7 protein-coding genes and 1 pseudogene are annotated in these 4,978 nt (G+C 46.4%); 4 read left to right on the top strand and 4 right to left on the bottom strand.

Going from position 1 to position 4,978, the window contains the following annotated elements:
• Positions 1-354 precede the first annotated feature (354 nt).
• The 4 genes from ACEPPX_RS11450 to ACEPPX_RS11465 all read right to left on the bottom strand — a co-directional run bounded on the left by ACEPPX_RS11450 (position 355) and on the right by ACEPPX_RS11465 (position 3,125).
• Entirely contained in the window at positions 355-873 is a 519-nt protein-coding gene (locus tag ACEPPX_RS11450) for a TIGR02594 family protein (RefSeq protein ID WP_416624140.1), read from the bottom strand.
• 103 nt (positions 874-976) lie between these two features.
• Positions 977-1,225, bottom strand: a complete 249-nt coding sequence (locus tag ACEPPX_RS11455; protein ID WP_416624141.1) for a hypothetical protein — start codon at positions 1,223-1,225, stop codon at positions 977-979.
• A 53-nt stretch (positions 1,226-1,278) separates the two neighbouring features.
• Positions 1,279-2,388 (bottom strand): hypothetical protein, encoded by a 1,110-nt coding sequence (locus ACEPPX_RS11460; protein ID WP_416624142.1) that lies wholly within the window; start codon positions 2,386-2,388, stop codon positions 1,279-1,281.
• Between the two features lie 65 nt (positions 2,389-2,453).
• On the bottom strand, positions 2,454-3,125 hold the full coding sequence (locus tag ACEPPX_RS11465) for a LexA family transcriptional regulator (RefSeq protein WP_416624143.1): 672 nt from the start codon (positions 3,123-3,125) through the stop codon (positions 2,454-2,456).
• A 141-nt stretch (positions 3,126-3,266) separates the two neighbouring features.
• Between ACEPPX_RS11465 and ACEPPX_RS11470 the strand changes: the two genes are divergently transcribed.
• The 4 genes and pseudogenes from ACEPPX_RS11470 to ACEPPX_RS11485 form a co-directional block, all read left to right on the top strand.
• Positions 3,267-3,449 carry a DNA-binding protein gene (locus tag ACEPPX_RS11470; RefSeq protein WP_416624144.1) on the top strand — a complete coding sequence of 61 codons (183 nt, stop codon included), beginning with the start codon at positions 3,267-3,269 and terminating at the stop codon, positions 3,447-3,449.
• Complete coding sequence (locus ACEPPX_RS11475) at positions 3,450-3,746, top strand: helix-turn-helix domain-containing protein (RefSeq protein ID WP_416624145.1); 297 nt, start codon at positions 3,450-3,452, stop codon at positions 3,744-3,746.
• A gap of 53 nt (positions 3,747-3,799) precedes the next feature.
• Entirely contained in the window at positions 3,800-4,663 is an 864-nt protein-coding gene (locus ACEPPX_RS11480; protein WP_416624146.1) for a hypothetical protein, read from the top strand.
• A gap of 2 nt (positions 4,664-4,665) precedes the next feature.
• A pseudogene (locus ACEPPX_RS11485) lies at positions 4,666-4,978 on the top strand (transposase); the annotation flags it as partial.

Here is a 4,978-nt window from a genome sequence, read left to right on the forward strand (position 1 = left end):
CCATGCCACCGTATGCCCACCAAAGCCACTCGGGTGCGTCGGGCTGGATGGTAAATTTATAGGTCATCACGCAAGCGGCAATGTTTGCCCAGAGTTTAGTGTGGCTGATTTGCCCTGTGGCAGGGTTAGTGATCAGGCCTCCAAGCCATTTAAAGAGTTTCATTTTCTTGCTTTCCTGAGTTTGGCGGCACGGCGTGCAGCAGCTACGCCTGATTTGCCAATTCTGCCTCTTGGCAAAATTACAGACATTTTGTCTGCAACCCGAAACCTTGCCGGCATCTGAACAAGCGGATGCGATGAAAGGGCAACGGATAAGGCATACGCAATAAGTGATTTATTCATTGCAGATGCCCTTTATGCTTCATTATTTGAAAACCCGCCCGCCATCTGAATACGCGGCAGCTTATAGCGGCTCTGTAACGGCCAACTCGGTTTACCTTTATCCGACGGCCATACATATGCGGTAACACGGCTGCGAGGGAACTTGGCAATGCTGACCTTGTTGGCTTGATTACCACCCAGCACCATCAAATTACCCTGGTTATCCTGTCCAACCACAAAGCCAACATGGCCGCCGCCTTGGCGATCAAACACCACGATGCAGCCATAAGCCGGTTGCTTTAAGCGCGTGCCTGCTTCTGCCCATGCCTTGGCGCGATACCAATGCTTAGGTAAACCGCGTCCAGTACGGCGGCAGCAATGGGCAACAAACGTACCGCACCAAGGCGTTTCGTCATCACGCCACCACGCATTTAAAGTAGCTAACCAGTTGATAATCGTCGGGTTGTGTTGTTTGCCAGGGATTTCGGCTAGGCCGATATAGAGGCGTGCTACGGCTACCCACGGCAATTCAGTTTGATGATTGAGAGACATAAGAAAAATCCCTGTAACAGTTATTTCGTTACAGGGATTTTGAAGACTTTTATGTTTTTGAGCTTTTAAACGGGTTTAAAAATTAAAATTCTCTTCTACATTTTTATGATTCAAACAGCTCTTCAGGCACCTTGCCTAATGTCGTCAGTACAGTTGTTTTGCCCATTTCGCCGCTGTCTTCGTCGTATTCCTGAGCCACAGCCACCACGCCGGCGTATTTTTCAGACAGCCTTTCGGCGCGGCGCAGGGCATCGGCTTCGTTGTTGAACTGCATGGGGGGAACCGGTTTGAGGACAAGCTGGCCTTTGATTTTCTGCTCATCAAAGGCTTGGACGATATAGGTGGTTTTCATGTTTCCTCTTTCTTACTGCTGATGATCAACGGTTTTACTCTTTGCATAGTGCTTTAAGAATTTAAATCCTCTTCTACTCTCCAAGGAGCCGGTGGAACTTTATTAGAATTATCAGAAGGGGTGAGTATAGTTTCAAGAAAACAGCATGAAGTAGGCTTCAGGACTAGATTTTCTCGTAAAATCCTTAACACTCCAGCCTGACTTAAATCAGAATTTTTACTAAAGTAAAGAACTGTATAATCTAGTTTTTTAAATAATTTCTTTTTTATTTTGTCTCTGTCTTTTTGCTTTTGAAAGCCATCTGTGCCATGCCAATGCTTAATTTCTTTAAAGTGTTGCTCTCCCTGAAATTCAAAGCCAATCTTTCTTTCAGGTAACCAGATGTCAATCTCGTAGCCCTGAAGCTCCCTGCCGCGATAATGTCGTTTGACTGGTTCGTTATCAAATATGGCGCATACCGAGCGATAAAGAATCAACTCCCCAGTACCTCGTGTACCTTTTTTCGGGAAACCATGTTTGGCTCTTAATTGATTTTCATCTTGGAAATAGTCTCCATTCGCATAGTAGCGCATAAACTGGCTGGCATAGGCATAGTAGTACTGCCATGGGGGAACCGATATCAATTTGTTCGGCAAGGATTTTAATGGGGGTATTTGTAGAAATAACCCTATCCAAGAATAGATGAACCGGGATTTGTATTCTCTAAATTTAACAACTCCTATTAAATCTAATGATTTTGGAATATCAATGTGGGTTGAAAGATGTTTGTCCTCGACAACAAAGCCAAAGTTACCAATAAGTAATGGAGGGTACTCTCCAAATTCCGATATGTTGTATTGATAGCCATCCCTTGAATAGTTGAAGCTGGCAGGAATGCCGCTTTCTCCATTGAAGCCGTTCCGATAAGCATGCTCTATATAGTGATAAGATAATCCATAGACATTGACACGGTTTGGTAGTTTCTGCTGATGATGTTCAATCTCCCATATTCTAGATAGTGCTGGACGGCCAAAGTATGGTTTTGCATCAATACCTTGTGCATTTATATATTGACATATTTTGTGTGAGAAAAGCCAATACAGGTCTTCATGATAATTAATAGAAAATTGTGGCTTCAGCTTTAATGCCTCTTCAAAGGTTGCCAACCAATCCAAATCCATCATTATGCTACCTGACCAGCCATAAATGTGATTTTATTGGGTCTTATTTTCCCCAACATCGAATATATTTAGCTCAAATCTCGCGACACATTCATCACCTGGCCGATGATTTGGATATCGGGGTGTTGGTCGAGGTGTAGCGGCATCGGCGGATAGGCTTCATTGTCGGATAGTAATAGCAAGGTGCCGTCTATCTGCTTTTGCACGCGCTTGACCCATAAGCTGTCGCTGCTGCGGATAACATAGATATGTCCATCGCGTGGGATGGCTCGGGATGTGTCTATAAGCAGAGTGTCGCGGTTACCAATGGTCGGTTCCATGCTGTCGCCGCGTGCGATCACGCAGTTGAGGTCTTTGGCATATAAGCCACGCGATTTAAGCCAATCTTTACGGAAAGCCAAGTGCATGGCAGGGTCGGTAACGCCATAGGCGGCTGCACCATTGCCTGCGGAGACTTCAACGTCGTACATAGGGATGTATTCATAATCGGCATCTCTAGAATAATTCCCTTCATTGTCTGATTTGTTTGCAGAAATATTCTTCCCGGAAATCAGCCAGTTTGCATCTATGTCAAAAGTTGACAGGATTTTTTCCACCATATCAAATGGCGGACGTTGTTTTCCGCTCAATACGTCGTTTACACGCGACACTTTTTCATTAATTGCATCGGCAAATTCTGCAATCGTCAGGTCTTTTTCGCTCAATAATGCGCGAATATTTCCAGTAAAAATCAAACTCATAGAATTAATCTCGAAAATATCGTAGAAATAATCTTGCAACAAAGAAATAATCCAGTTATTATTTATCCAACATTTAAGCAAGATTGTTTAAATATTTAAATATTCAACATTCTATCACGAGATAGAAATAGGAGATATTCCGTGAATGCAGAAAAAGTGAAAGAAGGTTTCCGTAAGCGCGGCGAGACCATTAAGGATTGGTGCGATCAACGGGGCTATGACCCGACCTATGTATCCCGCATCCTGAACGGCAGCATTAAAGCCAACCGCGGCAAGGCGCACCGCATTGCGGTTGAGCTGGGTTTGAAAAAAAAGGTGGCGTAAATGGCGAGCAGTAAAGGAACAAGGGTACTGAAAGTATTTAAATCACTGAAGGCACATCCGATTATCGGTATGAGTAACAAGGAAATCGCCGACAGTCTCGGTATTTCTCCAGTGCATGTGAGCCGTGATTTGGAAGATCTAATTGCGGAAGGTTTGGTGGTTAAGCTTGAAAACGGCAATTTTGCTTATGCGATGGTAACCCTGCAAATCGCAGAGCGTTTCAGACGGCAAAACGAACAGATGCAGGAAAGGTTGAAAGAAATGGGTTACCGGTTTGAAGTAGGCAGCCAGTTTTGAAAACGGACGCCGGCGTCCGTTTTGGAAAATGAAAAACAACAAGGAATTGAAATATGGCAACTGAAATTTTAGGACATACGGTGGATGCTTCTCCTACGGAGCTGGCATTGCATAGCGCAAATGTGATGGCGAAGTTTTCCAATGGCGAGGCCTATAACGAGGCAATTTGGATTGAGCGCGGCAGATTCGCCGTGCGCCAAACAATGGAAGGTATGTTTGAGCTTGGGCGGGCTTTGATTGTGATTAAAGAACATACTCCGCATGGTCGTTTTACCGAAATCATTAATACCGAATTTGGCCTGCATGAAAGGGAAGCCCGTCGCCTAATGAATGCAACACTCCGGTTTATCGATCCGAAGATGAAGGCAGCCCAACTCAAGTTGATGGATTTAGGTAAATCCAAACTGCTGGAATTGCTGGTAGAAGATGACGATTCACTTATCGAACTGGCCGAAGGCGGCGATATCAACGGCTATACGCTGGACGACTTCGACCGCATGACCCGAAATGAACTGCGTGCAGCTTTACGCGACGCCATGGACACTGCAGCAGCCAAAGACCAAGTCATTGCCGACAAAAATAAGAAAGTGGACGAACTGGCAGAAAAACTGGCCAAGAAGCAGGTTAAAGAGCCGAAGCCGCAAGATGTGGCCAGCGAGCTGACCATGCGTTTGAGCTCGGCGGTTATCGGTGTGCGTTCGGATATCAGCCGCCTGCGTGATTTATTCGAACAGCTGGTTGCCCACGGCGAAGCGCACGGTTTTGACCACCGCGCACAGATGGTCGGCAGCATCAATCAGGTGATACGCGATGCGGAAATGCTGCGCGAACTGTTTGCCCTGCCCGAAGAAGCGCCTACTGATGATGTGCCTGAATGGCTGAAGGGTTATGAGTCTGCGGAAGGCAATGGAGCGTAATCATGAATGCGGCAATGACGGAGCGTTTGGCCGAAATCGCCCGCGAGGCCGAACAGCGTGGGCGCGGCGGTAAGACGACCTATCTGAAAGAGCAGGCAGCAGCTTTGGGGATCAGTTTGGCTACATTGCACCGCAAACTGGAAGCGGTGGTATTGAAGCCGACCCGCAAACGCCGCGTAGATGCCGGCAAATCGGCCTTAACGCGGGAAGAAGCAAAAGTGATCAGCACGTTGGTGATGGAAACCATGCGCAAAAACGGCAAGCGGCTGACCACGGTGGGTGCGGCGGTGGAAATGCTGCGCGCCAACGGTGAAA

This window comes from Neisseria sp. S1 (assembly GCF_048060015.1).
In the GTDB taxonomy this organism is placed as follows: Bacteria; Pseudomonadota; Gammaproteobacteria; order Burkholderiales; family Neisseriaceae; genus Neisseria; species Neisseria arctica.